Raw genomic sequence first — 26,381 nt, forward strand, 5'->3', positions numbered from 1 at the left:
TCACGCCCCGACCTGCAGCATTGCGAACAGCACCACCTGCGCCGACACCATCACAAGGAAGGTCGCCGTCTCGAGCGCGACCCGCAGCCAGCGTGGCTGGGCATAGCGCGCGATCAGGTAGACGGCGAGGATCACCAGCGCGGCGAGCAACAGGAACAGCCCCATCGCGATATTGGAGGCGGCCATCGCGCCCAGCACCATGCTCCACATGAAGCTGAGCGGCACGATGATCAGCATGCCGTATTCCCACGCGCTGTTGGCTATGCCGTTATAGGCAACGAAGATCGCGCCCGCCAGCAACGCGGAGGCCAGCACCTCGAGCAGGCGGGCACCGATGGTCTGCATCTAGAACGGGAACTTCATGCCCGGAGGCAGCGGCAGGCCGGCCGTCAGTTCCTGCATCTTGGCGTTCATCTCATGCTCGGCCTTGCCCTTGGCATCGTTATGCGCGGCAATGATCAGGTCCTCGACCACCGAGATGTCGTCGGTGATCAGCGAGGGGTCGATCTTGATGCCGCGCATCTCGCCCTTGCCATTGAGGGTGACGGTGACGAGCCCGCCGCCGGCCCGGCCCTCGACCACCATGTCGGCGATCTTGGCCTGCATCTCCTGCATCCGCCCCTGCATTTCCTGGGCGGCCTTCATCATGTTCATGATGTCTTTCATTCGTCGTCGTCCTCGTCGCTGTCACGGCCCATGATGTCGGCATAGGCCTCGATCGGGGGAAGCTCCTGCTTCACCGTGACGCGCACGGTGGAGCCGGGGAAGGTCTCGAGTATGGCCTGCACCAGCGGATCCTGATGCGCTTCCTGGCGCACTGCCTCCTGCTGCTCCTCGCGCTGCTGGCGCATGGTCGGCACATGCGTCGCATCGTTCTTGAGCGTGATGAGCCACTGCCGGTTGGTCCACAGCTTCAGCTTGGCTGACAGCGTCTGGATGATACCCGGATCGGCATTCTCGATGAGCGCCACCTCCAGCCGGCCTTCGCTGATCGAGACCGGGCGCAGCGAGCTTTCGAGCGCGTGCTTGACGATCAGGTCGCGCTTCTCGCCGGCCAGCGCCACGAGCTCAGCATAGGTGCGGGGATTGGCGAAGGCCTGCGGGGCCGGCGTGGAGACGACCGGAGCCGGGGCAGGGGTGGCCTCGAACTGCGGCGCCACCTGCGGCACGAACTGGCGTGCGGCGGACGCCCCGCCGGAGGGGCCGCTTGAGGGCGCGCTACCACCCACCGGGCCGCGCGCGACCGGCGTCGTCTGCGTCGGCGGCGGGAGCGGCGTGTTGCTCAGCTTGGCGATCAGCTCGTCCGGCGTCGGCATGTCGGCGGCATAAGCGAGGCGGATCAGCACCATTTCGGCTGCCTGCAGGCCATTGCCGGCCTGCTGCACCTCGTCGAACCCTTTGAACAGGATCTGCCAGCTGCGGCTGAGCGCCCGCATGCCGAGCCGCTGCGCCAGCGCCGCGCCGCGCGTGCGCTCGTCGGGCGTCAGCGACACGTCGTCGGCGGCGGCCGGCACGACCTTGATGCGGGTGACCAGATGGGTGAAGTCGCAGAGGTCGGCGATAATGGTCTGCGGGTCGGCGCCGGCATCGTAGAGCTCGCGCATGACGGTGAGCGCCTCGCCGACCTGGCCGCCCATCAGCGTCTCAAACAGGTCGATGGTGCGGGCGCGGTCGCCGAGCCCGAGCATGGCCTTCACCGTCGCGGCGGTGACCTTGCCGTCGCCATGCGAAATGGCCTGGTCGAGCAAAGACTGGTTGTCACGCACGCTGCCTTCGCCGGCGCGCACGATCATCGCGAGCGCCTCCGGCTCGTAGGCGATGCCTTCCTTGCCGAGCAGGTCGACGAGGTGGGCAGTCATGATATCCGGCGGCACGCGGCGCAGGTCGAAGCGCATGCAGCGGCTGAGGATCGTCACCGGGACCTTGCGGATCTCGGTGGTGGCGAAGATGAACTTCACATACGAGGGCGGCTCTTCGAGCGTCTTCAGCAGCCCGTTGAAGGCCGCTGTCGAGAGCATATGCACCTCGTCGATGATGTAGACCTTGTAGGGCGCCGAGACCGGCCCGTACTTCACCGAGTCGATGATTTCGCGGATGTCGCTGATGCCGGTGTTCGAGGCGGCGTCCATCTCGATCACGTCGACATGCCGGCCCTCGATGATGGCGCGGTCGTGAATGCCTTCCTTGTCGAGATCGAGGTTGGGCCGGCGGCCGTTCTCGTCCTCGTAGTTGAAGGCGCGTGCGAGGATGCGGGCGGTGGTGGTCTTGCCCACGCCGCGCACGCCGGTAAGGATGAAGGCGTGATGGATGCGGCCGGATTTGAACGCGTTGCGCAGCGTCTGCACCATCGCGTCCTGCCCGATCAGGCTGGCAAAGCTCTTCGGCCGGTACTTGCGCGCCAGCACGAGATAAGGCGAGCCGGCTTTGGGCGCGGTCTCGGGCAGCATGTCGTGGGGGAACATTCCGTCAGCCATGGTGAGGATATAGCGAGCGCGGACGCGGATCGCAAAAGCTCATCGCCGCCGCGATGCGACCCGAACCACATTTGTGTGGAAGGGCGGGGTCCCCAAAGCGGTTGGCGCAGCCAGAGCGTGAGGCGCGGGGCCCCTAAGCGGTTGGCGTAGCCAGAGCGTGGGGAAGAAAGATGGAAGTAGGAGGCTGGCAACGACCCGTGAAGGTCTCGTTGGGGCTGCTACCTTCCGGTCCTGACCCGGTTGGCGAGGAACACGTCCGCACCAACCTCCCGAAGGCCTATATGGCGCGGGTTTGCGGCGATGGCAAGGGGAGGGGTGTGGGCAGGGCTGACGCAGAGGCAGAGGTGAGGTCGCGACCATCTTACCCACCGGCCCCCTCTCCCCTTCGGCGGGGGAGACGCGAGACTTACGAGCGCCAGCGAGTTAGTCGCAGCAGAGAGGGGGCTTGCAGGGCACGGTGCGCAACCGCACCCCCTCTCTTGCGATTTCTAGGACTTAGCGAAGGGCTAAGCCCAAGAAATCGCTTTCTCTCCCGCAAGGGGAGAGATGGGCATCGAGGCAAGCCCCCCACTTGCACCCAAGCCCGAACCGATCCACCTCTAACTCCATGAAACTCACTATCCTGAAGACCGGCGACGTTCACGAGCATCTGCGGCCGCAGTTCGGCGCCTATCCGCAAATGTTCGTGCGCATGTTCGAGGAAGCCGGCTACCGCTTCGACTACGAGACGGTCGGCGTCAACGACGGCGAGGCGCTGCCCGATCCGGCGAGGCTCGACGCGGTGCTGATCACCGGCTCGCCGGCCGGCGTCTACGACGACTATGCCTGGCTCGATCCGCTGCGCGGTTTCATCCGCGCTGCCTACACGGCCAACACACCGATGCTCGGTATCTGCTTCGGCCACCAGATCATGGCCGATGCGCTTGGCGGCGACGTACGCAAGTCCGAGAAGGGCTGGGGCCTCGGCCGGCACACCTACGCGGTGAAGGCGCGCCCAAGCTTCCTCGCCACCGACCTGCCGGCCCTGTCCATTGCCTGCTCGCACCAGGATCAGGTGATCGTGCCGCCGGCCGAGGCCGAGGTGTTCCTCGCGTCAGAGTTCACCCCGAATGCCGGGCTCACCTACCGGAACGGCAGGGCCCTCAGTCTCCAGCCGCATCCCGAGTTCATCGACGACTACGCTCTGGCGCTGGTCGAACTGCGTCGCGGCAAGGCGCCGGACGCTGTGGTGAACACGGCGCTGGCTTCGGTAGCGACCCCCTCGCACAGCCGCGATGTCGCCGGCTGGCTTGGGGCGTTCCTGAGCCGTGCAGGCGCGACTGCCTAATGCTCCATGAGCTGGCGGATCTCGGCGCGGAGCTGCTCGAGACCGTGCTTGGTCTCCGATGAGGTGATGATCAGCTCCGGGTGCGCGGCCGGTCGTTTGGCGATGGTGTCGCGGGTCTTCTTGATCGCATCGTCGAGCTCGGTCCGGCTCGGCTTGTCGGCCTTGGTGATCACGATCTGGTAGCTCACCGCCGACTTGTCGAGCTCGTTCATCACCGACTTGTCGTTGGCGTTGGGGCCGTGCCGGCCATCGATCAGCACATAGACGCGGCGCAGGTTGGGGCGGCCGGTGAGGTACTGGTGGATCAGCCTGGTCCACTGCTTCACCTTCTGCTCGGGCGCCTTGGCGAAGCCGTAGCCCGGCATGTCGACGACGCGCAGGTCGGCATGCTGGCTCTCGAAGATGTTGAGCTCCTGCGTCCGCCCGGGCGTGTTCGAGGTGCGGGCAAGCCCGGTGGTGCCGGTCAGCGCGTTGATGAGCGAGGACTTGCCGACGTTCGAGCGACCGGCAAAGGCGATCTCGAGCCGGTCGGCCGGGGGCAAGTCGTCGATGCGCACCGCACCCTTGATGAAGGTGAAGGGCCGCGCAAACAGCAGCCGGCCGGCTTCGATCTGGTCGTCGCTGAACTTTTGGGCGTCGGTCATGCTTGGGTATTAGGCGAGGGCGGTGGGGATGGGAAGAGGGGGGATGGCCGATAGAGACGGCCCCCTCCCGGCCTCCCCCATGAAGGGGGAGGTGAAGAGTCGAGCTTGTGGCTTGATCGAGCCTCCTACACCGGCAGGGCACCTCCCCCCTTGTGGGGGAGGATGGGAGGGGGCCGTCTGTCGCAGCGACGCGCCGAAAACGCGATCAAATAGAAAGGGCCGCGCACCTCTCGATGCGCGGCCCCGAATCTCAGCAGCTGAAAACTCAGCTCGCCTTGCCGCCTGCCGGCTTCTCTTCCACCTTCGGCTTGCGCTTGAAGCTGGCTGCGATGTTGCCGAGTAGGTCCACGTCGGCGCCGTGGCGCTTCATGATGAACCATTGCTGGGCGACCGACAGGGTGTTGTTCCAGGCCCAGTAGATCACGAGGCCGGCGGGGAACGAGCCGAGCATGAAGGTGAAGATGATCGGCATCCAGTTGAAGATCATCGCCTGCGTCGGATCCGGCGGCGGCGGGTTGAGCTTCATCTGCACCCACATGGTGACGCCCATGATCAGCGGCCAGATGCCCAGATGGAGCAGGCCGCCGAGCACCGGTACGGCCGTGGGGTTCCACGGGATCAGGCCGAACAGGGTGAACACGTTGGTCGGATCGGGCGCCGCGAGGTCGACGATCCAGCCAAAGAACGGCGCGTGCCGCATCTCGAGCGAGATGAAGATGACGCTGTAGAGCGCGAAGAACACCGGGATCTGGATCAGCATCGGCCAGCAGCCCGACAGCGGATTGATCTTCTCTTTCTTGTAGAGCTCCATCATGGCCTGCTGCTGGGCCACGCGATCTTCCTTGAAGCGCTCCTGGATCGACTTCATTTCCGGCTGCACGCGCCGCATCGCCGCCATCGAGGCGTAGGAGCGGTTGGCGAGCGGGAAGAAGATCAGCTTGATCAGCACCGTCACCGACAGGATGGCGAGGCCGAAATTGCCCAGGATCCCGTAGAGGAACTGCAGCAGTTCGAACAGCGGCCGGGTGATGAAGTGCAGCCAGCCCCAGTCGATCAGGAGCTCGAGGCGATCAAAGCCATACTGCTTGTCGTAATTGTCGATGATGCGCGTCTGCTTGGCGCCGGCGAACAGGAACGACTTCGATTCCGCCGTGGCACCGGCCGCCGCGACCACCGGCATCGAGTCGACGAAGCTGGTCTGGAAGACGTCGACGGTGCCGTCCTTGGTGTGCGAAAAGCGCGCGCTGACCGGCGAGCCGGGCACCGAGTGGATCGCCGTCGCCCAGTATTTGTCGGTGATGCCGACCCAGCCGCCCGTCGGGCTCTGCCAGTCGATCTGCTTGTCGTTGATGACGTCGGAATATTTCTTCGACACCAGATTGTTCGGGCCAAGCACGCCGAGCGGGCCCTCGTGCTGGACGAAGAAGTTCTGCACATGCGGGATGCCCTGGCGCACGACGCGCGAGAACGAATTGAGCGATACCGCCGCCCCGGACTGGTTCTGCACCGACTGCGTGACGGTAAAGAGGTAGTTGTCGTCGACCGTGATCAGGCGGCGGAAAGTGAGGCCCGCGCCATTGTCCCAAACCAGGGTGACCGGTGCGTCGACGCCGAGCGTCTGGTTGGCGCCCTCGACCGACCACTGCGTCGTGGCCGTGGGCAGGCCTGTGTTCGAGCCATCCGGATGGATCCAGCCCTGCTCGACATAATAGCCGCCCGGCGCGCCCGAGGGGACGAGCAGCGTGATGATCGGGGAGTTGGGATCGACCGTCTCGGTGTAGCGCTTGAGCTGCAGGTCGTCGATGCGGCCGCCGGTGAGGTTGATCGAGCCCGACAGCGCCACGGTGTCGATCTTGACGCGCGGGCTGGCCGCGACGGCGGTGGCGCGATCGGCAAAGCTGCCGCTGGCCGTGCCGGCGGCAACGCTCGGCGTCGTCGTCTGGCCTGCCGGGGTCGCGAGGCTGGTATCGTTCGCCTGCTGTTGGGCCTGGAGTTGCGCCTGTGCCTGCTGGCGCTCGAGCTGCGGCCCCGCAACGAAGAACTGCCATCCGAACAGCACCACGATGCTGAGCACGATCGCAATGATCATGTTGCGGTTGTTTTCGGACTGCATCAGCTCTTCTTCTTCAAATGAATCTTGGAAAGGGACGTGGTCAGGTCGTCGACCATGCGGCCGAAAGGCAGGCTCAGCGCGTCGCGACGGCCCACGAGCACATAGTCATGTCGGGACTGGAAGTCCTTCTCGCAAGCTTTCGCGACAGCACGAAGGCGGCGGCGGATGCGGTTGCGTTCCGGCGAGTTGCCCATCAGCTTGGTGACGGTGAAGCCGATCCCCGGCTCCTCGCTCGCACTGGCAATGGCTTGCAGCGAAAACGCAGAGCGCCCGACGCGCTGGCCCCGGGCGGCTCTCAGAAATTCGGATCGGTTCTTGAGGCGCCGCACAGCGCCCTCCCCAGGTATGGCCGTGAGCACGGCCAATGCCTTAGGCCGACAGCTTCTTGCGGCCGACGGCGCGACGGCGGGCCAGCACGGCGCGACCGTTCTTGGTCGCCATGCGGGCGCGGAAGCCGTGGCGGCGGGTGCGGACGAGCGTGCTCGGCTGGAAAGTGCGTTTCGACATACCATCTGACCACGCCGGCGCGCGGTTCCCTAGTTCTTGACTGCAGCAAGGTGCATGCCGGCCGGGTCCCCACGGAGACGCCTGCGGCAGATTGGGGGGCTGTATAGGGAAACGGGCCCCATAAGTCAACGCGAGCCGGCCGCAATGGAACACTGTTCGAGTTGCGCGGAATGTCGCAGATTTTCCACGGCATTCCGGGCTGCGACACTGTTGTCCGTCACGGCTGCGATGTTAGTGAGACCGGGGGTCGTGCGGCCCCAACCGACAAAGAGGGCAGATTGGCCGATATCCTTACTCCCGACCTCTGCGTCATCGGGGCCGGATCGGGCGGGCTCGCCGTTGCCGAGGCAGCGCGCGCCTATGGGGCATCGGTCGTGCTGGTCGAGAAGGCGCGCCCCGGTGGCAATGCGCTCCATGTCGGTGCGGTGCCCCTGAAGGGGCTCGTTGCGGCCGCGGCGCAGGCCCAGGCCGTTCGCGATGGCGCCGCCTTCGGTATCCTCGCCGACGAGCCGCGCATCAGCACTCGCCGCGTGCACGAGCATATCGAGCAGGTGATCGCCGCGCTCGCGCCGCAGAGTTCAGCCGCCCACCTGGGGGCGCAGGGCGTCGAACTCGTCGCCGGCACCGCCCGCTTCATCTCGAAGAAGGCCGTGCAGGTCGGCGAGACCGAGATCCGGGCCCACCGCTTCGTCATCGCCACCGGCGCCCGTCCCACCGTGCCGGCGATTGCGGGTCTCGACGCGGTCCCCTTTTTCACCACAGAAACCGTCCTCGACAACACGCGCAAGCTGACCCACCTCGTCATTATCGGAGCAGGGGCCGCGGCGCTCGAACTGGCCCAGGCGCACCGCCGGCTGGGCGCCGAGGTCACGGTCATCGAGCATGGCCTGCCGCTGACCGGCGTCGACCCCGAACTGGCGGCGGTTGCATTACAGCGCCTCGCCGACGATGGCGTGCGGCTGCTGCCTGGGGCCGCGGTCAGCGCCATCCAGGCCCGCTCGATGGGTATCGGTGTTGCCATACAGGGCCCCGACGGCGATGCGCTGCTCGACGCCTCGCACATTCTCGTCGCGACCGATCGCGTGCCCAATCTGGAAGGCCTCGAGCTCGATGCCGGCGGCATCAGGCGCCGTCGCGACTTTCCGGCACATCTGCAGCTGACCTCGGCCCTGCGTACCACCAATGGCCGCGTCTACGCGGTGGGCGACGTCGCCGGCGGCCAGTCGGTGCAATCGGCCCGCCATCAGGCGCATCGCGTCGTGCGCAGCGCGCTGCTCGGGCTCGCGGCCGGCAGGCCCGCAACGCTGCCACGGTTGATTTCCACCGATCCCGGGATCGCCGAGATCGGCCTAAACGAGGCCGAGGCCCGCCGCCGCTTCGGCATCAGCTTCCGCGTTACCCGCTGCAGCTTTGCCGACAACGACGCGGCCCGCGCCGGGCGGCAGGGCCATGGCCTCGTCAAGCTCATCACCCACCCGACCGGCCGTATCCTCGGCGCCGGCGTGGTCGGGCCGGATGCCGCCGCTATCGTCTCGCTGCTCTCGCTGGCCATGGCCGGCGGCATCGAGGCGCGCCGCCTTGCCGATTTCGCAGTGCCCTATCCCAGCCACGCCGAGATCGTCGTGCAGCTGGGCGAGGAATTGCGCCGCAACGACATCCAGCATCCGCTGGCGCGGCCCTGGATGGCGCTCAACCGCCTGCTCGGCTGAACCTGCGGCGCGATGTTGCTGGAATAAGACCGGCTTCCCAAGTATTTATCGCAACCAATGGCCACTCCAACGCGCGCGATGCCGGGTCCGCTTTCCGGACTGTCCGTCAAGATCATCGCCACCCTCGTGGTGGTGATCCTTGCGGTCGAGGTCATCATCTACCTGCCCTCGGCGGCCAACTTCCGCCAGAGCTGGCTCGAGGACCGGATGCGCATCGGCACCGTCGCCGCCCGCGTGCTCGATGCCGCGCCCGATGCCATGAACCTGCCCCGCATGCTGACCGACCGGCTGCTGTCCTCGGCCGGCGCCTACGCGCTGGTCTATCGCCGCGACGAGCAGAGCCAACTGATCGAACGCGACAGTTTCGAGCCGCCCGACGAGGTGGTGACCATCGATATGCGTCAGCGCGACCCCGTGACGCTCACGCTCGGCACGCTCGACACGCTGCTCGCCCCCAGTGGCCGCACGCTGCGCATCGTCGGCGAGGAGAACGGTCAGCCCGACCGCATCATCGAGGTGCTGATGCCGGAAAGGCCGCTCCGGGCCGAACTATGGCTCTATTCGCGCAACCTGTTCTTCCTCTCGCTCATCCTCGCCATCATCACCTCGGCGGTGCTCTACCTCCTGGTATCACGCATCCTGATCTTCCCGATCCGGCGGCTCACCAACAACATGGTGGCCTTCTCCGCCGCGCCTGAGAACCCGGCGCTGATCGTCAATCCCAGTTCCCGCAGCGACGAGCTCGGGGTCATGGAGCGCGAGCTCGCGGCGATGGAGACCGATATCTACTCGATGCTGCGCCAGCGCCGGCATCTCGCCGACCTCGGCCTTGCCGTGGCCAAGATCAACCACGACCTGCGCAACACCCTGACCTCGGCGCAGCTGCTTTCCGACCAGGTGGCCAATCTCGACGATCCCAAGGTGCAGCGGCTGGCCCCGCGCCTGGTGCAGTCGATCGACCGCGCCATCGGCTTTGCCCAGTCGGTGCTCGACTATGGACGCCAGAGCGTCAGCCCGCCCAAACCGGTGCCGGTCGACCTGCACCTGTTGCTCGACGAAGCCGCCTTCGACGCCGGGTTGGTGGGCCACCCGGCCATCGCCTGGAGCAATGGCGTGCCCGACGCGGTGAGCATCCTCGCCGACCCCGACCAGTTCGCCCGCATCTTCGCCAACCTGCTGAAGAACGCGCGCGAGGCGCTCGAGGGCGCCAACGGCAAGGTGGAGCAACCCGCCGTTACGATCGTGCTCGAGGAAACGCCCGACTGGCTGACCCTCAGCGTCACCGACAACGGCCCAGGCCTGCCGCCGCGAGCCCGCGAAAACCTGTTCATCGCCTTCGAGGGGTCCGCCCGCATCGGCGGCACCGGTCTCGGCCTCGCAATTGCCCGCGAACTGACCGAGGCGCATGGCGGGCGGCTGAGCTTTGTCGATCAACCCATCGGCACCCGCTTCGACGTGACGCTGCCCCATTCCATCCGCATCGACTGAACTGTCACGGGACTGTCGAAAACCTCCCGTTACCCGGCTTGCAATGGGGCGGGACTATCTGTATGGGTCACGCCGTTCCGCCGGAAACGCTCCGGCCGACAGGCGCCCGTAGCTCAGTTGGATAGAGCACCAGACTACGAATCTGGGGGTCAGGAGTTCGAATCTCTTCGGGCGCGCCATTTCCAACCGTTTATGTCCTGCCCATCAAAATAGACCTCTCGGAGACGGGCCAACGGTACCTGACCGCTCTCGGTCGTTTAGCTCGATCGCTCGCAGAGCAGCTTGCCGACGGGACGTCAGTTGAGACCATCCGCGGCCAATGGCGCCGTCATGGCATCGTCGACCGCCGGCGCGACGGCACAGACGTGCCTGTGAACGTGTCGACCTACGAACTCGCTCGACTGGAGAAACTTGCGGTCGCTCGAAACATCGAGCCGCGCGAGTGGCTGCGCCAGGCCGCTTCGGCCGCGATCCGCGACGACCTCTCGATGCGGTAGTGGACAGCGAGCCGCCCCAAACGAAATGCACCTGGGCGGCGAGCGGAGCAGCGAGACGTTCAAGGCGTCTCGTCAGTTGAAGTAGGCACGACCATCGCAGCAGGCGTATTTATCGCTAACGTGCCCAAGCATCTAGGTACCAGCGCCGATGCAGCTCGTTGTGGTCGTTCAGCTGCTCTGCCAGTACTCCAAGGAGACCGCCGGTCCAAACTCCGAAGTCAGCGCGGCCATCGAGTGGATCCATGTTCTCGGCCATTGTCCGCATCGTGTAGGCGGGGTTCTGTCAATCGCGCTCCTCACCGAGCTTGCGAAAATAGTCACCGTCCATCACAAATCGCGATGCCCCGCGGTACGCTAGCTCGACGCGTGAAAACGCCGGCGATCGGTGGAGAGCCTTCGCCACATCAAGAAGCGAGCGGTCGACGTCGGCCATGCTGGCTTCGGCACTGATGTCCCAGACGTCAACAACTAGCGTCGTTGGGTCGACCCCGAAGCGGTAGTAGGCGTGCATGTTCACCAATGCGTTGCGGCTGTCCTCGCTCCTTCCCAGCATTGCCGGCACGGTGGCCAGGGCCGCATTGGCGCCCAGCACCACTAGAACCACAGCCAATCCCAGATACAGAGCCCGTCTCACGGCGCGGGCCACTGACAGGCCGTGCCAATCTTTTCGACCACTGCCGCGATGCCCGTGACATTCAGCACCAGATCCTGCTGGCGAGAGCCAATAACCACACGAGCCGCCAACGTCTTCACCCCGACGAGCTGACGGAGGAATGGTATGGCGGCCCCTCCATTCCAGAGACCAACACTTCGTCCGTCGGTTGACATCCCCCAGCGCTCGGTCGCCGCTGGGCTGCCGTCGAATCGGTAAGTCACGCTGCCGGTGTCCTCCCCGAAGCCAAAGTTCGAGGTGGTGATGATCACCGACGTCGTGTTCTCAATGCATCGCGCGATGATGCCGGAGGGCGTGACGGTGAATCCTTCCTCTTCCATGGCCAGGTAGGCAACGACCTTAGGACTGTCGTCGATTGGTGACTTGCTCTCGTCGACCACCCAACTGCCGTATCCGCTGGACGGCGCGGCGGCGGAGCTTGGCGGCACCGACTCCGGCTGTGGACTGGCCGAGCCTCGAGGAAACGCCCCCATCAAAGCACGTCAGGCGAGCGAGAGAGTCTTCAACCAGCGAACAGGTCGCCCCGCGTGCTGGAGCACCAACGTCCTCTTGTGCACTCGCCCCAACCGTCAGAGCGAGGCCGGCTAAGCTTACGATCAGAATGTGCTTCATTCGGCTATCTCACAACCTCAGTACATCACCACTTCCGTCTCATCCATCACGACGCGGTTTGCGCGGTAGATGTAGAACGGTAGCGCCAGGCCGAGCGTCACGATCACGAGTAGAATCCACAGGATCACGTGGCCGATGGAGCTGACGACGTTGAAGTCACACCTGAGCTCCGCGATCGCCTCGTCGCGGCGGTTAATCAGCTCGGTGTGGTTGATGACCATCTTCTGGACCGAGTAAACGAAGAAAAATGCTCCGATACCCAGAGTGATGATGCTCAGGAAAATCCAGAGCACAATGTGCCCGACCATCTCCCAGAAGCCGATCCTGCAGCGAAGCCGAATAGCTCCGGGCGAATAGCCCGAGCTCACCTGCAAAGCACTCGCCTCGACAATAGTAGTCATGATGAAGTCCCCCAAAGACCTTGGGAGGATAATCCAACGGTGGATTGCGGCAAGCCTTCACCGACGCGAGCAAGCTCGCCGCCAGGGCGAGCTATTTCGAGGAAACGACCAAGACCTACACCGACAGTCTCGGCATCCGCGTTCCCTCGATTGCGGCTGGTCTGGGCAAGATCGCCGTTGGACCGGCCATCTCCTATCGCTACACCACCGAAAGCGATGTGGGTGATCGATACCGGCCTGCGGTTCGAGGGTCTGGTCGACATCTTCAATCGCTCGACCGCGTCAGGCTTCGACAATTGGCGTGGACGCATCGAAGGGACGATTGACCTCTCCCTCCCCGGCGGCGCCGCCCTTGGCCTCTCGGCCGCCTATGAGGGCGTCGGATCGGACTTCAACACGACAAGTGCGAAGGTCAAACTGAGCCTGCCGCTCAATTAGACAAAGGGCCTCCGCGGTGTGGAACGTGATTGGGCCCCCAACATCTCGGCGTGGGGAACTGCTGATGGCAGTGCAAGTTGGTCTCCGCACAGAGGAGATCAATCATGTACAAGACTCTTGGCTTCGTTCTCGCCCTGATGCTGACCGCGAACCCGCTGGCAGCGGTTGCCCAGGACAAGACCATCGGTGGCGCGGCAGTCCCGGAAGGGCAGCTGGGGGCCGTCGAGGAGCGTTGCACCGAGCTGCAGCACCAGCAGGGCACTACCGGCTCGCAGCAGCCGGAGACCAGCATGGACAGCACTGCCGAGCAGAAGGCCGAAGCCGCGGCAGGCGGTGCCGGCACGGTCGACCTTTCCACGATCACGCTGGAGCAATGCGTTGCCGGCGGGTTCACCGAGCAGTCGGTCAACACGGCGAACTGAAAGCCTAAGTTCAGCCTGGCAATGATCGAGCCGCCGTCAATGGGCCGAAATGCCCGCGACGCGTCGTCAGCTCAGGAGCTGGCGGATGGCGGCAACGCCCCAGGCATGGTCATCGAACTGGGTCATGCCGCTGACGGTGACAGCGCCTATGCAGCCGCATCCGGTCACCACGATGGGAACGCCGCCGCCGCTGGAGCAGTAGTCGTCGGGCGACAGCGAGTAGCGCTCGTGCAGCGAACGGTTCTGCTGGTCGGCGAGAAGCTTCATCAGCAGCGAGCTCTTGTGGAAGCGCTCCACGACGTTGCGCTTGCGGCGGATCCACGCCGTGCTGTCGGGCGCGATGCCGGGCAGGGCGCAATAGAACAGCTGCTGGCCGGGCCGCGACACCTCGATGGCAATCCGCTTGCCTTCGGCTACGGCGCGATCATGCAGCGAAAGGCCGATACGCCAGGCGGTGGCGGCATCGAACTGGGGCAGCTGCAGCTCCGCGAGTTCGGTTTCGAGTTCCTTGATCTGCTCGTCGATGCTCACGCTGCGTCTCCCTTGCGCTGACTGGTTTCGATCACCTGCAGGAGGGCGCGGATGTAGCCGTAGCAGAAGGCGAAGGCGACGCCATCCGGGTTCTGACCGGCAATCAGCGGCACATGGTCGGGCATCACCATGTAGGGGTAGCCCACCTCGGCATAGGCCGAGAGCGATTCCCACATGTCCATGTCGCCCTCGTCGGGAAACGTCTCCATGAACGACAGGCGCGCGCCGCGGATGTTGCGGAAGTGGACATTGAATATCTTGCCGCGGCTGCCGAACCAGCGGATCACGTCGGCGATCTCGCGCCGCGGGTCGTCCAGCATCTCGCCGACGGTGCCCTGGCAGAAATTGAGCCCGTGGTAGGGGCTCTCCCGCATCAGGACGAATTTCTTGAGGCCCTCGACGGTGCCCAGCACGCGGGTGACGCCGCGAAAGCCCGGTGGCGTGTAGGGGTCATGCGGGTGGCAGGCGAGGCGGATGCGGTTGGCCTCGGCCACCGGGACCACGCGCTCGAGGAAATAGTCGATCCGCTCCCAGTTCTCGTCCTCGTCCAGCACGCCCACCATGCTCGGTGCGCGATTCTGGTCGATCTTGTCCCAGCGGAAGCTGGAGTTGGATGAGCCGCCGCGTCCGGCTTCCCGCTCGGTGCGCGGGATGCCGATGATGTTCATGTTGTATTTGGCCGACGGAATGCCGGCCTTGGCCAGGTTCTCGATCAGCCGGCAAATGGACTCGATCTGCCTGTCGCGATCCGGCCCCTTCGCGAGGATGTCGGGGCTGTACTGCTCCTCGATCGGCCGCGCGCTCAGTGGCAGCTGCACCATGTCGAGGGTGAGGCCGAAACTCTCCACCCTCTCACGGTGCCGCAGAAGCCCGTCCAGCGTCCAGTCATGCGGATTGCCGCGCGGATCGGCACAGACATTGTTGACACCCAGTTGCGCTAGCACCCGGAATTCGTCGTCATCGACGACATTCTGCGTACCCAGATACATCAGGAAGGATCCCAGACCTTTGCCGGCGCAGGGCCGGTGGATTGACGGACTGTCAGTGACGCCGGCACACGCTCGTGCTCGCGCATCGTCGGCATGCCGAGCAGCCGGGTCAGCAGCATATTGGTCGCGGTCCGTGCGACCTGGTCGATGCGTGCCGTGAGCGTCGTCAGCGGCGGGTAGCAGAAGTCGGCGCCAAAAATGTCGTCGCAGCCCACCACGCTGAAGTCGCCCGGCACCGAAACACCCAGTTCGGCGAAGCGCTTGAGCCCGGCAATCGCCAGCATGTCGTTGAAGAAAATGCCCGCCGTCACCTTGTGGTGCAGCGCCGCATCGGCGGCCGCGGCCCCCGACTGCGTCTCGCCGAAATGCCCCAGGTTGAGACACTCGATGTCCAGCCGCGCCGCCGCGATCTGCAGCGCCTCCCAGCGTTTCTTGCTCGACCAGGAGCTGACCGGGCCGCCGAGAAACGCGACGCGCGAGTGCCCCAGCGAGGCGAGGTAGTTGAGCGCTAGTGTCGCTGCACCGGACGTATCTACCACCACGCTGGGCACGCCCTCGATCTCGCGGTTGACGATCACCATCGGCAGGTCGGCCGCAATCTCGAACACCCGTTCGTCGGTCAGGCGGGAGCCGGCAACGACCACGCCATCAACCGTGCCGGCGAGTTCCTGCAGATACTGGTCCTCCAGCTCGGCAAGCCCCTCGGTGTCCACCAGCATATGCCGGTAGCCGCGCACCTTGGCCTCGATCTGCGTGCCGCGAATCAGGTCGAAGAAATAGGGATTGGTGGCGCCGGGGATCAGCAGCGCCAGGCTGTGCGTCTTGCCCGACGATAGCCCTCGCGCCTGCGGGTTGGGGCGATAGCCCAGTTCCAGGGCGACATTCATCACATGCTTGCGCATGCTTTCGCTCACCCGCCCGGGTTGCGTCAGCGCCCGCGACACGGTCGATGTCGCCACGCCCGCGACGCGCGCCACATCGAGGATCGTCACGGTGTCCCGGGTAGTGTCCGAGCGTCTCTTCATTCAATTCCCCGCGGCCGATCGTCTCGGCCTCTGTTCTGGCCACGATTACCCACACCTCCGTTGGTTGGCAAGCGATTGCCAACAGTTCTCACCGCATTTGCTCTCCTGGCTTTCCACAAGCAGCTGGGTTCGTTGACGGGTGCTGCAAAAACAGCGTTGACACGCTTTGGCAAACGGTTGCACAACTATTGGCAAATGATGGAAGTTCGCGGCAAGCGGACCGTCTGGTGTTCAGACAGCTGGAGGAGAGAATGAAGAATCTACACACAACGCGTCGCGTGTTCCTGGGAGTTGCCGCCGCAGCTCTGATGGCTGCTGCGACCGGCAGCGCTTCGGCGCAGTCCAACTCGATCACGATCTGGGTCGGGAGCTGGTGGGAGCCGCAGATTCCCGTCGCCCAGGAGCTCTGGGCCAAGGATCATCCCGATGTGTCGCTGAACATCCAGGCCCTGCCGGTAAACGGCTACCTGGACAAGTTCACCGCCGCTGCGCTCGGCGGGTCGCCTCCCGATATCGTCGACATCGACACCACCTGGGTCTCGACTGTCGCCGCGCAGGGGCTGCTGCAGCCGCTCGATGAGCTCGTGCCGCAACTCCCGGTCGCAGATATCGCGCCGGCGGTATGGACTGCGAGCCAGTTCAAGGGCGTGCAATACGCCATTCCCAACCGCTCCGGCCCGGGCATCTACTACTATAACAAGACCGCCTTCGATAAAGCCGGCGTACCTTACCCGACCAATGACTGGAACTATGACGACCTGCTCGCCATGGTCCAGAAGCTCAACATTCCGGGCGAGCAGTACGGCATCGGCATTCCGGCCGACATCAGCGACCCGTCCAATGTCTCCACCATGTTCGCCCCGATCCTCTGGGCCATGGGCGGCGACTTCCTGACTGCCGACGGCACGGCTCCGGCCATCAACAATGCCGAGGGCGTCAAGGCCATCACCTACTGGTCCGACCTTTATCTCAAGTACAAGGTGGCCCCGGAAGGTACGCCGAACTTCACCACTACGCGCGATATCCAGCCGCTTTTTGAGGCCAACAAGATTGCCCTCATCGCGCAGGGTTCGAACGCCTTCGACGCTTTCGCCAAGAATCCCGACCTGCAGTGGGGCATGGTGCTGATGCCCGATGGCGTCAGCCGTGGCGGCGGCTGGACCATGGGCGTGCCCGAGGGGGCGGCCAACCCGGAAGGTGCCAAGCAGTTCCTGCTCTGGCTCTCGCAGCCCGAGATCATGGCCCAGGTGATGAATCGCACGCCGTCCAACCTCAAGGCCCAGGCCCTGCCACCGTGGAACGATCCGGCCAAGGCCATCTTCAGCGAGGCCGAGGTGGGTGCGCGGTCCGTGCCGTCGGTCGCCGGCTGGTTCCAGATGCAGGAAGCGACCATCGTCGAGCTGCAGAAGATCCTCGTAGGCCAGTCGACGCCGCAGCAGGCTGCCGACGCCGCCGCCGCCAGGATCGCCCAGATCATCGCGGAAAATCCCTAACCTCCTCCCGAGCCCGGCGCAGCACTCTCCCGAATTCCCGCTGCGCCGGGACACTTTTCCATAGGTCCGGGCGCCCTGGCGTCATGGCCGGCAATGTGGCGAGCACTTTGAATGATCACCTACGGCTTCAGCACCATCGGCTGCCCTGATTGCGACATCCCGCAGGTCATCGAATTGGCCACGGCCAACGGCTTCAAGGGCATCGAGATCCGGTTCCTGCGCGGCACCGTCGATCTCCTCTCGCTCCCCGAATTCACCACCGAAATCGCCGAGACCCGCCGTCGCTTCGATGATGCCGGGATCAAGGTGGTCGGCATCAATACAAGCGTCCGGATGGTGTCGCTGGATCCGGCCGTGCGCGAGCAGCAGATTGACGCGGCCCGCGCCAATCTCGCCATCGCCCAGGCCCTCGGCGCCGGCTATCTCCGCGTCTTCGGCGGTCCCATTCCGGCCGAGCAGGATCGCGAGCGGACGCTGGATGCGGTGGCGCAGGGGCTCTCCGAGGTCGCCGAACTGACCTATGCGGGCGGCGTGACCTCGCTGATCGAAACGCACGATTCCTTCTGCAAGGCGGACAGCATCGTTGACCTGTATCGGCGCGGCGCCAGCGACCGGCTCGAGGTGTTGTGGGACACGCTGCATTCGCATCGCCACGGCGATAGCGGCGAGGAGACCTGGAACAAGCTCGGCAAGCGCATCCGCCTCGTCCACGTCAAGGACGCCTACACCGCCACGCCTGAAAAGTTCGACTTCGCGCTGACCGGCGAGGGCAATGTCCCCGTCGCCGGTTTCCTCGATCTGCTGGAGCGCGAGAACTACGACGGTTATGTCAATTTCGAATGGGAGAAGGGCTGGCATCCGGAGATCCCCGGCCCCGAGATCGCCATCCCGCACTTTGCCAGCTTCATCGCCGACCGGAAGGGCCGGGCGTGACGGCGGAGGCGGACATCGGTGCCGTAGGGCAGGGGCGGGTCGCGCCGAAGCGTGGCTCAGGCCTCAAGGCGCAGCGGCGGCGGCGCGCCTATCTGCTGATCGCGCCAGCGCTGATCCTGATCGCGCTGATGATGATTTATCCGATCGTGCAGACGATCTATTTCAGCTTCTCCAAGGTGCAGCTGCCGGCTCTGCGCACCACCTTCGTCGGCTTCGACAATTTCATCCGCATCTTCAGCGATCCCGAGACCGGTCCGCTGGTGCAGCGCACCATCGTGTGGATCGTCGGCGGCGTGGCGCTCAAGATGGCGCTCGGCTTAGCCGCTGCGCTGGTGTTCAACGCCAAGGTGCGCGGCACGGTGTGGATGCGCGTCCTCGTCATCCTGCCCTGGGCCATCCCCTCCGTGGTAGGCGCCAATCTCTGGCGCTGGATCGTCCAGACCGATGCCGGCGTGCTCAACCAGACGCTCCGCGCCTGGGGCCTCGATGGCTGGGCGCTCAACTGGCTGGGCAGTCCCGACACGGCCATGTTCACCGTCATCGTCGCCTATTCCTGGGGCGGCTTCGCTTTCGTCATGCTGCTGATCCTGGCGCGCCTGCAGGGCCTGCCCGAGGAGATCAACGAGGCGGCTCGCGTCGACGGCGCCAACTGGTGGCAGATCTTCCGCTACATCACGCTGCCCTCGCTCACCGGCGTGCTCGCCGTGGCGCTGATCCTCGAGATCGTTTCGGGCATCAACTCGTTCGACACGCTGATGATCATGACCGGCGGCGGCCCCGCCAACGCCACGCGCATCTGGGGTATCGACATCTACAAGACCGGCTTCACCGACTTCAACCTGGGCGGCGCGGCGGCCATGAGCGTGCTGATGTTCGCCGCGGTGATCGTCGTCTTCATCATCTATGGCGGCGTCAACAGCCGGGTGCAGCGTCGGCAGGGAGAGGTCTCATGAGTATCGCCGCCACCGCCGTCCCCGCCGCGCAGAAGTCGCGCAGCCACGACAACACGCAGCGCATGCTGCGCACGGTCGGCAAGTATGTGCTCGTCTACGGGCTGGGCATGTTCTTCGTGCTGTTCAGCACCCTGCCGCTGCTGTGGGGCATCAGCACGGCGCTGAAGATCCCGTCCGAGGTCTATGCCTTTCCTCCCACCTGGATCCCGAAGACCTTCACGCTCGAGAACTTCGCGATGGTGGTTCAGAATCAGAACCTCATCCGCGCCTTCTTCAACACGCTGATCATCGCCTCGGGCACGACGATCGTCGCGCTCATCGTCGGCGTGCTCGGCGGCTACGGCTTTGCCCGCTACAGCTTCCCGGGCCGCAACATGATGCTGTGGGCGGTGCTGTTCACCAAGCTCTTCCCGCGCGTCGTCGTCATTGTCCCGTTCTTCGTCACGCTGCGCAACCTGCAGATGATGAACACCTATCAGGGGCTCATCCTCGTCTATCTGATGGTGACCTTCCCCGTAGCGATCTGGCTGCTCAAGGGCTTCTTCGACAAGATCCCGGTCGAGATCGAAGAGGCGGCCGTCATCGATGGCTGCAACCTGCCGCAGCTGCTCTGGCACGTCATCATCCCCATGTCGCGCCCGGCGCTGGTCGCGGTCGCCATGTACTCCTTCATTCTTGCCTGGAACGAGTTCCTCTTTGCGCTGGTCTTCACCAACGGCCTCGAACGCCGCCCCCTCTCCATCGCTCTCGCCTTCTTCATCGACGAGAACGGCATCCGCTGGGGCGAACTGATGGCCGCCTCCGTGGTCATGAGCCTCCCGGCCGTCATCGTCTTCACCTTCGCCCAGAAGCTGCTGGTGCGTGGCCTCAGCGACGGAGCGGTCAAGGGATGAACGATCGTAGCGGACAAGTCGCCATCGTCACCGGCGCCAGCCTCGGTGTCGGCCTCGCCACCACCGCGGCGCTGGCTGCGCGCGGCCTCAACGTCGTCGCCGCCGCCCGCGACCCGGCGCGGCTGGAGCAGGCCATCGCCAGCCTCGATCCGGAGGTCCGCCACCGGGTCAAAGGCGTCACCTGCGACGTGCGCCACGAGCCCGAGGTCAAGGCGCTGGTGGATGCCGCCGTCGAGCGTTTCGGCCGCCTCGATGTCGTGGTCAACAGCGCCGGCGTCAGCATGAACGCCAGGACCCGCCTCGCCGAGTCCAACTCGGCCGAGTGGCACAAGATCATCGACACCAACCTCACCGGCACCTACCTCATGTGCCGCGAGAGCCTGCGCCATCTCGAGGACTCACCCGACGGCTACATCCTCAATGTGCAGTCGACCGGCGCCTACCGCGCCAGCCCCGGCGTCAGCCTCTATGCGGCCTCCAAGTTCGGCGTCCGGGCGCTGAGCGAGGCGCTGATCGAGGAGTATCGCAACTCCAATATCCGCCTCACCTCCGTCAGCCCCGGGCCCATCGACACCAACATCTGGTCGCACAAGCTCGAGCCGCCCTCGGCCGAGCGCCGGGCCCTGATGCTGCGCCCCGCCGACATCGCCGACATCTTCATGTTCCTGCTCGAGCGGCCGCGGCACATGCACATCCCCGATATCACCGTCACCCCCTGGACGGGCATCTGAGTTAGGCCAGACCATGCGTACAGTTTCCGTCGGTTTCATCGGGGCAGGTTTCTCCGCCCATCTCCACGTCGAGGGCCTGAAGAAAGTCTTCGGCGTCACCGTCCGCTTCGGCGGCGTCACCGCGACCCGGCCCGAGCGCGCCCAGGAGTTTGCCAAGGCGCACGGCGTCGCCGAGATCTTCGGCACCTGGCAGGAACTGATCGCCTCGCCGTCGATCGACGTGGTCTGCATCTGCGTGCCCAACGGTCTCCATGCCGAGATCGCCGTTGCCGCTGCCAATGCCGGCAAGCACGTCATCTGCGAAAAGCCGATGACCGGCGCTTTCGGCCCGTCCAATGGCCTCACCGGCGTCGAGCGCGCCCACGACGAACGCGAACGTGCCCTCACCTCCATCGCAGAGATACGTGACGCCGTGCAGAAGGCCGGCGTGCTGTTCCTGTATGCCGAGAACTGGGTCTACGCTCCGGCCACCATCAAGACCAAGCGCCTGCTTGAAACCTCCAAGGGCGCCATCATCGATATCCGCGCGGAAGAGAGCCACTCGGGCTCCCACGCCCTCCGCTCGCGCCGCCGCGAGACGGCCGGCGGCGGTGCGCTGATGATGCTCGGCTCGCACCCGATCGGCGCCGCGATCCATCTCAAGGACTACGAGTCGACTCTCGCCGGCATCGATCCGGTCCGCGTCACCTCGGTCACCTGCGAAACCCGCGCCCTCTATGACACCGACGTGGTCCGCCGCAGCGGCCATGACTGGATCGTCTCCGACTGGAAGGATGTCGAGACCTGGGCCAACCTGGTGATGGCCTTTTCGGACGGCTCGCAGGCGGTCATCACCGCGTCATTCGCCATGCTCGGCGGCGTGCGCAACACGTTCGAGGTCTACACCACCAACTCGGTCTATCGCGGCAACATGACGCCCAATGACGGGCTGCTGGTCTACTCGCCCGACAACGCCGCCTTCGGCACGGAATACCTGCACGAAAAGATCGAGACCCGCACCGGCTGGATCACCGCCGCGCCTGACGAGGATTGGGTGCGCGGCTATCCGCAGGAGATGCAGGATTTCATGGAAGCCATCGCCAATGGCCGCGAGCCAGTCTCCGGCCTGCGCCTCGCCTCCGACGTCGTCGAGGTCATCTACGCCGCATACCAGTCGGCCGAGGAAGGCCGCCGCATCACCCTCGAACTCAACTAACGAAGAACGCCGGGAGGCTCTGCCGTGATCTACGAACTCAACCACTTTGGCATCGTCGTCAAGGACCTCAAGAAGTCGCTCGACTTCTACCAGGGCGTCATGGGCGGGCGTGTCGTCTACCACGGCTACATCCCGCCTTCGAAGACCGATGTCGTATATATCCTGCTCACCGGCGGCCTCATCGAGCTGCTCGCCCCCACTGATCCCGCTCCCGATACGGTGTTCGGCATCACTCACATCGCCTTCATGAGCGACGATCTCGACGCCGACTACGCCCGTCTCACCGGCCTCGGCTACAAGGGGTTCGTGGCTCCCAAGACCGCCGGCAGCGGCGTGGGCCGGCTGGCCTTCTTCGGCGATCCGAACGGTGTGCGCATCGAGCTCATCCAGCGCGACGTGCCGATGCGCGAGAACCCGCCCCAGCACCCGGTGCTGCGCTCCTTCGATCACTTCTCGCTGCTCGCCAACGATCTCGACGGCGCGCTGAAGCTTTATCGCGACGCCATGGGCATGAAGGTGCTCAAGGAAATGACGGTGCCGCACGCCACCAACCCGTTGTCGATGGTCTATCTCAACTGGGACTACGATGTGCTCGAGCTGCTGCACCGGCCGTCGCCCGATCCGGCCGCCGCGCTTTACGGCCACTACGCGATGCGCGTCGACAATGTCGACGAGGCGCTGGCCTTCTTCAACGAGAAGGGTGTGCCGACCGAGGCTGGCTTCCCCAAGACCGCCGGCACCGGCATCGGCCGCATCGGCATGATCCGCGATCCCGACGGGGTCAAGATCGAGCTCGTCGACCGCGCCGACCTGCGTGACCTGAAGTGAAGTTCTCGCTCTTTACCGGCAACTGCCCGGAATGGACTCCGGCCGAGGTTGCCAAGCATGCCGCCGCACAGGGTTGGGACGGCCTCGAATGGCGCGTCGCCGACCAGGCGGAAAGCGACACGCCCGGCTTCTGGGCCGGCAACCGCGCCAACTACCGGCTGACCGGCCTCGAGGACAACGCCGCAGAGATGGCCGAGCTGCCGAAAGCGGCCGGCCTGAGCCTCTCCGGCCTCGCCGCCTACGTGCCTTTGGCTGACCATGCCAATGCCGAGCGCGTGCTGAAGGTGGCAGCGCAGACCGGCGCCAGGCGTGTCCGTTTCACCGCCCCCAAGGCGGCCGACGATACGCCCTATGACGCGCAGTTCAGCAAGGCCCGCGCCGATCTCGAGGTGCTGCAGGAAATTGCCCGCCCGCTCGGCGCGCAGGTGGTCATCCAGATTCACCACGGCAATATCGTGTCGACCTCGTCCTCGGCCCGCCGCCTCGTCGATGGGCTCGATCCCGAAGCTATCGCCGTGATGCACGACCTGGGCAACACCACCATCGAGGGTCGCGAGGGTCTCCTCAGCCTCAAGCTGGGGCTTGAGATTCTGGGCCCCTACCTCGCCCATGTGCATATCAAGAATGCGATCTGGCAGAAGGTCGGCGAGGATGATGATGGCTCGGCGCAGTGGAAGTGGGCCTGGGCCACGCTGCGCCAGGGCATGGGCGACGTGAAGGCTTATTTCAGGGCGCTGAAAGCCGTCGGCTACGATGGCTGGGTGACGCTCGAGGAGTTCACGACTGAACTCCCCCTGTTCGAACGACTGGCCGACGACCTCGCCTACCTGAAAGCGTCAGCGGGCTGACGAAAGGCGCGGGGCCTCCTCTTCACCTCTCCCTCTGGGGAGAGGCGGAGCGCGCAGCGCCGGATGAGGGGTCTACGCGCCTTCCATCAAAATCTGCAGCTTCACGTCCGTCGGCCGCGCTTCCACGGCGCGATCGAATGCCTTGATCGAGTCCTCGAACTTGAACGTTTCCGAGATCAGCGGCTTCAGATCGACGCGGCCCGAGGCCATCAGCGCGATGGCCCGGTCATACTGGTGGGCGTAGCGGAACACCGAGGCGATCGTCACTTCCTTCACCGACAGCGAGGCGATGTCGAAATTGACCGGCTCGACCGGCAGGCCCACCACAACGATGGTGCCTCCGGGGCGGACCACGTCGACGATGCCCTGCCAGGCCCGTGGGCTGCCGGAGCACTCGAACACGACGTCGGCGCCCCAGTTGTCGGTGAGCGCGTTGACCTCGTCGAGCAGCGTCTTGTCGCGGATGTTGACCGGAATGATGCCCTGGTATTTTGCCGCGATATCGAGCTTGGGCTGGGCCAGATCGGTGATGATGACGCGCGCGCAGCCGCCAGCGAGCGCCGCCAGCGCCACCATGGTGCCGATCGGGCCGGCGCCCATGACGATGGCGGTGTCGCCGGGCGTGATCCTGGCCTTGGTCGCCGCCTGCATGCCGACGGCGAAGGGCTCGACCATAGCGCCTTCGGCAAAGCTCACATTGTCGGGCAGCTTGAAGGTGTAGTTGGCCGGGTGGACCACGAACGGGGTCAGCACGCCATGGATCGGCGGCGTGGCCCAGAAGGTGACGGCGGGATCGATATTGTACATGCCGAGCCGCGCCGCCCTGCTGTTCGGATCGGGCACGCCCGGCTCCATGCAGACGCGGTCGCCGACCTTGAGGCTGGTCACCCCGGCGCCGAGCGCAACCACCGTGCCGGCCGCCTCGTGGCCCAGCACCATCGGCGCGTTGACCACGAACGGGCCGATACGGCCATGGGTGTAGTAATGCACGTCCGAACCGCAGACGCCGACTGTGTGCAGCTTGATCTTCACCTCGCCCGGACCGGGATCGGCAGGTAGGTCGATGTCGCGAAGCGTAAGCTGGTGCTGTTTCTCGAGGACGAGGGCGCGCTGCAGGGTCATCTTGGCTGTTCCTTGCCTTAGTTCATCATCGTCATGAGCCGCTGTTCGGGCCGTCGCTGGCCCGGCGGTCTCCTTCTTTTGGCTGATCCGCTTTTTGCGCGGCGCAGCATTGACAGCCACGTTTCGCCGTTTCTATGATTGAAACGTTATGATTAGTCTCTCGGCGTTTGGCAAGGGCCGGACGATACCCGGGTGGCAGCCGACAACGCTCGGCCTATCAGGAGGGAAAATGTTCAGAATATCAAATATATACGGCGCTCTTTCGGGGGCAGTCGTGGCGATGGCGCTTGCCGCGTCGACGACGCAGGTGCTGGCGCAGCAGCTCGAAGTCTGGGCCTTGTCGGGTCCGGAAGGCAATTATTTCGAACAATCGCTGAAACGATTTGAATCGGCTAATCCGGGCGTTACGACCAAGCTCGTCACTTACCCGAACGAGCAGTACAAGACCGCCGTCGATGTCGGCCTACGTTCCGCTAATCCGCCCGACGTCTTCCGCAACTGGACGTTCGAGCGTGCGGCCCGCCTGGTGCGTGCTGGCCTTGCCACCGAAATCGACGATTTCAGCTCGGAAGTGCCGGCAGGGGCGCTGACGGAGTTCACCTTCGACGGCAAGCTCTATGGCGTGCCGTTCGACCGCCACGGCAAGTACATGTGGTACAACAAGGCGTTCTTTGCCGATAACAGCCTTGCCGTCCCGACCACGTTCGACGAGTTCCTCGGGCTGTGCAAGGCGATCAAGACCATTAACCCGACGATGATCCCGATCGCGTTGGGCGCCAGCGAGCCGTGGACGATCGACGCCTATATCGCCATCCTGAACCAGAAGCTGGTCCCCGATGACGTGCGTGTGGCGGACGCGTCGCTGACCTCGGCCGCCGATACGCTGTTCACCGATGCCGGCTATGTCGAGGCGCTCGACAAGTTCAAGCAGATGCAGACCGAAGGCTGCTTCAACGACGGCATCAACGGGCTGAGCCCGGAAGCCACCCGTACCGTGTTCGCCACCGGCCAGGCCGCTATGACGCTGTGCGGCACCTGGTGCCTGATCAACTTCGACACCGAAGGGCTGGCCGGCGGCTATCTCGGCTTCCGCATCCCCGACATTGCCGGACAGAAGGGCGCCGCCAACGGCCATCTGGTGATCGAAGACGGCGTGCAGATCTCGACCGCCAGCCGCGACAAGGGCACCTATGAGCTCGCCAACAAGTTCCTGCACTTCATGGTGACGCCTGAGGAGCAGGCCGAGTTCGTCAAGGTCGCTGGTTCGCTGCCGGCTATCCCGGGCTCGCTCGAGTTCCTTCCCGACGTCAGCGAATCCTTCAAGTTCGCCGTTGAAGACACCGCCGAGGCCACCGTGATCGCCACGCATCTCGATACCATTCTCGATCGCGAAATCAGCGACGTCTATCTGCGCGGGTATCAGGAGCTGGTGAACGGCACCAAGACCTCCGCCCAGATCATGCAGGAAGTGCATGCCAAGGCGGTCGAGGTCCAGAAGGCCCGCTAACCGACAGGTCCTCCCTGGTCCCTGCCGG

The 26,381-nt window shown here is 65.0% G+C and carries 29 protein-coding genes, 1 tRNA gene and 1 other RNA gene; 16 read left to right on the forward strand and 15 right to left on the reverse strand.

Features of this window, described 5'->3' with window-relative positions; translation table 11 throughout:
- From AC3A6I_RS02410 to ffs, 4 genes are all read right to left on the reverse strand, one after another.
- Window positions 1-345 (reverse strand): hypothetical protein, encoded by a 345-nt coding sequence (locus tag AC3A6I_RS02410; protein WP_487541562.1) that lies wholly within the window; start codon window positions 343-345, stop codon window positions 1-3.
- Window positions 346-666 (reverse strand): YbaB/EbfC family nucleoid-associated protein, encoded by a 321-nt coding sequence (locus tag AC3A6I_RS02415; RefSeq protein WP_487541564.1) that lies wholly within the window; start codon window positions 664-666, stop codon window positions 346-348. It abuts the gene before it with no gap.
- Entirely contained in the window at window positions 663-2,474 is a 1,812-nt protein-coding gene (locus AC3A6I_RS02420) for a DNA polymerase III subunit gamma/tau (protein WP_487541565.1), read from the reverse strand. Before AC3A6I_RS02420 ends, AC3A6I_RS02415 begins: the two co-directional genes overlap by 4 nt.
- Before the next feature lie 174 nt (window positions 2,475-2,648).
- Window positions 2,649-2,746, reverse strand: an RNA gene (gene ffs / locus AC3A6I_RS02425) — signal recognition particle sRNA small type.
- Between the two features lie 335 nt (window positions 2,747-3,081).
- On the opposite strand from ffs, the gene AC3A6I_RS02430 reads away from it, so the two are divergent.
- Entirely contained in the window at window positions 3,082-3,801 is a 720-nt protein-coding gene (locus AC3A6I_RS02430) for a type 1 glutamine amidotransferase (protein WP_487541567.1), read from the forward strand.
- Here the strand turns inward: AC3A6I_RS02430 and yihA are convergent.
- The 4 genes from yihA to rpmH form a co-directional block, all read right to left on the reverse strand.
- Window positions 3,798-4,445, reverse strand: a complete 648-nt coding sequence (yihA, locus tag AC3A6I_RS02435) for a ribosome biogenesis GTP-binding protein YihA/YsxC (RefSeq protein ID WP_487541569.1) — start codon at window positions 4,443-4,445, stop codon at window positions 3,798-3,800. The two genes, AC3A6I_RS02430 and yihA, sit on opposite strands and share 4 nt — an antisense overlap.
- A gap of 265 nt (window positions 4,446-4,710) precedes the next feature.
- A complete protein-coding gene (gene yidC / locus AC3A6I_RS02440) occupies window positions 4,711-6,558 on the reverse strand; it encodes a membrane protein insertase YidC (protein WP_487541571.1) in 1,848 nt (615 codons plus the stop codon).
- The gene (rnpA, locus tag AC3A6I_RS02445) at window positions 6,558-6,887 is read right to left on the reverse strand and encodes a ribonuclease P protein component (protein WP_487541573.1); all 330 of its coding nucleotides are present in this window, start codon (window positions 6,885-6,887) and stop codon (window positions 6,558-6,560) included. Before rnpA ends, yidC begins: the two co-directional genes overlap by 1 nt.
- 40 nt (window positions 6,888-6,927) lie before the next feature.
- A complete protein-coding gene (gene rpmH, locus AC3A6I_RS02450) occupies window positions 6,928-7,065 on the reverse strand; it encodes a 50S ribosomal protein L34 (protein ID WP_291396073.1) in 138 nt (45 codons plus the stop codon).
- Between the two features lie 278 nt (window positions 7,066-7,343).
- Here rpmH and AC3A6I_RS02455 point away from each other — a divergent pair, with 278 nt between their 5' ends.
- From AC3A6I_RS02455 to AC3A6I_RS02470, 4 genes are all read left to right on the forward strand, one after another.
- A complete protein-coding gene (locus AC3A6I_RS02455; RefSeq protein ID WP_487541575.1) occupies window positions 7,344-8,774 on the forward strand; it encodes a dihydrolipoyl dehydrogenase family protein in 1,431 nt (476 codons plus the stop codon).
- 57 nt (window positions 8,775-8,831) lie between these two features.
- Window positions 8,832-10,262 carry a sensor histidine kinase gene (locus AC3A6I_RS02460; protein WP_487541577.1) on the forward strand — a complete coding sequence of 477 codons (1,431 nt, stop codon included), beginning with the start codon at window positions 8,832-8,834 and terminating at the stop codon, window positions 10,260-10,262.
- Between the two features lie 102 nt (window positions 10,263-10,364).
- Window positions 10,365-10,441 (forward strand) — tRNA-Arg (locus AC3A6I_RS02465).
- A gap of 186 nt (window positions 10,442-10,627) precedes the next feature.
- Window positions 10,628-10,759 carry a hypothetical protein gene (locus AC3A6I_RS02470; protein ID WP_487541579.1) on the forward strand — a complete coding sequence of 44 codons (132 nt, stop codon included), beginning with the start codon at window positions 10,628-10,630 and terminating at the stop codon, window positions 10,757-10,759.
- Between the two features lie 283 nt (window positions 10,760-11,042).
- Here AC3A6I_RS02470 and AC3A6I_RS02475 read toward each other — a convergent pair whose 3' ends face one another.
- From AC3A6I_RS02475 to AC3A6I_RS02485, 3 genes are all read right to left on the reverse strand, one after another.
- Window positions 11,043-11,405 (reverse strand): hypothetical protein, encoded by a 363-nt coding sequence (locus AC3A6I_RS02475; RefSeq protein ID WP_487545054.1) that lies wholly within the window; start codon window positions 11,403-11,405, stop codon window positions 11,043-11,045.
- Window positions 11,390-11,812, reverse strand: coding sequence for a type VI secretion system-associated protein TagO (locus AC3A6I_RS02480; RefSeq protein WP_487541581.1), 423 nt, complete (start codon window positions 11,810-11,812; stop codon window positions 11,390-11,392). The genes AC3A6I_RS02475 and AC3A6I_RS02480 overlap by 16 nt, the downstream gene beginning before the upstream one ends.
- A gap of 249 nt (window positions 11,813-12,061) precedes the next feature.
- On the reverse strand, window positions 12,062-12,445 hold the full coding sequence (locus AC3A6I_RS02485) for a DUF6693 family protein (protein ID WP_487541583.1): 384 nt from the start codon (window positions 12,443-12,445) through the stop codon (window positions 12,062-12,064).
- A 222-nt stretch (window positions 12,446-12,667) separates the two neighbouring features.
- On the opposite strand from AC3A6I_RS02485, the gene AC3A6I_RS02490 reads away from it, so the two are divergent.
- Window positions 12,668-12,883 carry a hypothetical protein gene (locus AC3A6I_RS02490; protein WP_487541585.1) on the forward strand — a complete coding sequence of 72 codons (216 nt, stop codon included), beginning with the start codon at window positions 12,668-12,670 and terminating at the stop codon, window positions 12,881-12,883.
- 104 nt (window positions 12,884-12,987) lie between these two features.
- Complete coding sequence (locus AC3A6I_RS02495; protein WP_487541586.1) at window positions 12,988-13,305, forward strand: hypothetical protein; 318 nt, start codon at window positions 12,988-12,990, stop codon at window positions 13,303-13,305.
- A 66-nt stretch (window positions 13,306-13,371) separates the two neighbouring features.
- Here AC3A6I_RS02495 and AC3A6I_RS02500 read toward each other — a convergent pair whose 3' ends face one another.
- The 3 genes from AC3A6I_RS02500 to AC3A6I_RS02510 are packed head-to-tail and all read right to left on the reverse strand — an operon-like array spanning window position 13,372 to window position 15,850.
- Window positions 13,372-13,836: a heme-degrading domain-containing protein gene (locus AC3A6I_RS02500; RefSeq protein ID WP_487541588.1), complete on the reverse strand. Its 465-nt coding sequence runs from the start codon at window positions 13,834-13,836 to the stop codon at window positions 13,372-13,374.
- Window positions 13,833-14,825: a mannonate dehydratase gene (locus tag AC3A6I_RS02505; protein ID WP_487541590.1), complete on the reverse strand. Its 993-nt coding sequence runs from the start codon at window positions 14,823-14,825 to the stop codon at window positions 13,833-13,835. Before AC3A6I_RS02505 ends, AC3A6I_RS02500 begins: the two co-directional genes overlap by 4 nt.
- Window positions 14,825-15,850, reverse strand: a complete 1,026-nt coding sequence (locus tag AC3A6I_RS02510) for a LacI family DNA-binding transcriptional regulator (protein ID WP_487541592.1) — start codon at window positions 15,848-15,850, stop codon at window positions 14,825-14,827. The genes AC3A6I_RS02505 and AC3A6I_RS02510 overlap by 1 nt, the downstream gene beginning before the upstream one ends.
- Window positions 15,851-16,101: 251 nt before the next feature.
- Here AC3A6I_RS02510 and AC3A6I_RS02515 point away from each other — a divergent pair, with 251 nt between their 5' ends.
- The 8 genes from AC3A6I_RS02515 (at window position 16,102) to AC3A6I_RS02550 (ending at window position 23,724) form a co-directional block, all read left to right on the forward strand.
- Window positions 16,102-17,343, forward strand: coding sequence for an ABC transporter substrate-binding protein (locus AC3A6I_RS02515; RefSeq protein ID WP_487541594.1), 1,242 nt, complete (start codon window positions 16,102-16,104; stop codon window positions 17,341-17,343).
- A gap of 111 nt (window positions 17,344-17,454) precedes the next feature.
- The gene (locus AC3A6I_RS02520; RefSeq protein ID WP_487541596.1) at window positions 17,455-18,276 is read left to right on the forward strand and encodes a sugar phosphate isomerase/epimerase family protein; all 822 of its coding nucleotides are present in this window, start codon (window positions 17,455-17,457) and stop codon (window positions 18,274-18,276) included.
- Window positions 18,273-19,229: a carbohydrate ABC transporter permease gene (locus tag AC3A6I_RS02525; protein WP_487541598.1), complete on the forward strand. Its 957-nt coding sequence runs from the start codon at window positions 18,273-18,275 to the stop codon at window positions 19,227-19,229. Before AC3A6I_RS02520 ends, AC3A6I_RS02525 begins: the two co-directional genes overlap by 4 nt.
- Window positions 19,226-20,122: a carbohydrate ABC transporter permease gene (locus tag AC3A6I_RS02530; RefSeq protein WP_487541600.1), complete on the forward strand. Its 897-nt coding sequence runs from the start codon at window positions 19,226-19,228 to the stop codon at window positions 20,120-20,122. The genes AC3A6I_RS02525 and AC3A6I_RS02530 overlap by 4 nt, the downstream gene beginning before the upstream one ends.
- Window positions 20,119-20,853, forward strand: coding sequence for an SDR family oxidoreductase (locus tag AC3A6I_RS02535; protein ID WP_487541602.1), 735 nt, complete (start codon window positions 20,119-20,121; stop codon window positions 20,851-20,853). The genes AC3A6I_RS02530 and AC3A6I_RS02535 overlap by 4 nt, the downstream gene beginning before the upstream one ends.
- A 13-nt stretch (window positions 20,854-20,866) precedes the next feature.
- On the forward strand, window positions 20,867-22,048 hold the full coding sequence (locus AC3A6I_RS02540; RefSeq protein ID WP_487541604.1) for a Gfo/Idh/MocA family protein: 1,182 nt from the start codon (window positions 20,867-20,869) through the stop codon (window positions 22,046-22,048).
- A gap of 24 nt (window positions 22,049-22,072) precedes the next feature.
- Window positions 22,073-22,876 carry a VOC family protein gene (locus AC3A6I_RS02545; protein ID WP_487541606.1) on the forward strand — a complete coding sequence of 268 codons (804 nt, stop codon included), beginning with the start codon at window positions 22,073-22,075 and terminating at the stop codon, window positions 22,874-22,876.
- On the forward strand, window positions 22,873-23,724 hold the full coding sequence (locus tag AC3A6I_RS02550) for a sugar phosphate isomerase/epimerase family protein (RefSeq protein WP_487541608.1): 852 nt from the start codon (window positions 22,873-22,875) through the stop codon (window positions 23,722-23,724). The genes AC3A6I_RS02545 and AC3A6I_RS02550 overlap by 4 nt, the downstream gene beginning before the upstream one ends.
- Window positions 23,725-23,796: 72 nt before the next feature.
- Here AC3A6I_RS02550 and AC3A6I_RS02555 read toward each other — a convergent pair whose 3' ends face one another.
- A complete protein-coding gene (locus AC3A6I_RS02555; protein ID WP_487541610.1) occupies window positions 23,797-24,846 on the reverse strand; it encodes an NAD(P)-dependent alcohol dehydrogenase in 1,050 nt (349 codons plus the stop codon).
- Window positions 24,847-25,075: 229 nt separating this feature from the next.
- On the opposite strand from AC3A6I_RS02555, the gene AC3A6I_RS02560 reads away from it, so the two are divergent.
- Complete coding sequence (locus AC3A6I_RS02560) at window positions 25,076-26,353, forward strand: ABC transporter substrate-binding protein (RefSeq protein WP_487541612.1); 1,278 nt, start codon at window positions 25,076-25,078, stop codon at window positions 26,351-26,353.
- Window positions 26,354-26,381: the final 28 nt, after the last annotated feature.

It is taken from the genome of Devosia sp. Soil_C_22 (assembly GCF_057657195.1).